The 694-nt window shown below is 49.0% G+C and carries 1 protein-coding gene; it reads left to right on the top strand.

The window, feature by feature from the left end:
- On the top strand, positions 1-694 hold a 694-nt coding region (locus OH459_RS28060; RefSeq protein ID WP_269989902.1), incomplete at both ends, for a conjugal transfer protein TraG N-terminal domain-containing protein.

Genomic DNA, 694 nt, shown 5'->3' with positions numbered 1-694 from the left:
TAAACAAAGTCCACTGCGTGCGCTTTACCTTGACGAAGGCGGCGGCCGAAGCAGCTACAAGCTGTGTGAAGAAGCTTACCCAATAGTAAAACAGCGGTTTAATGCTGCCGCTAACGAAAACGTCACCTTGTTAGCACACCACTTACTCGGTAAAGAAGCCAATCGCTACAAACCACAAATCGTGCAATCGCTCAAGCGTAGCTACAACAAGTTTTTTGCCATCAGCACCAGTGCCTCCAACACCATCAAACAAAACATGCTGATGAACGAGCTGCGCTACAACCTTGACAGTCTTGACCCCACTCAAGCGGCGCTCAACTACGCCTATACCACCAACAAACTGCAAACCACATCGATGTGGGCGTCACTAGGACTGATGGCAAGGGAATATTTACCCATGCTCCATACCATGCTGTTTATGCTGTTTGCTTGCTTAGGCTTTTTTGTTGCAGGTGCAGCGGTCATTCCTGGCTTAACCATGATGGTATTGAAAAACTACTTTGGAACGTTTGCCTTTCTGGCGACGTGGCCAGCGCTCTTTGCCATCATCAATGGCTTCCAACTGTGGGGGCTAGAATCTCTCTCCACCGATGTCTCCGGTAAATTTGGTGGACTGGTTCTCTCCAATGCCAATGCAGCCGATGAACTTCACAGCCGCTTTGCATGGATGACCGGTATCTTGATGATAGGGGTA

The sequence above is a fragment of the Vibrio sp. MM46 genome (genome assembly GCF_027587135.1).
Taxonomy (GTDB): domain Bacteria; phylum Pseudomonadota; class Gammaproteobacteria; order Enterobacterales; family Vibrionaceae; genus Vibrio; species Vibrio harveyi.
The sequence above is the reverse complement of the archived record's forward strand: the minus strand, read 5'-3'. Positions and strand labels throughout refer to the sequence as shown.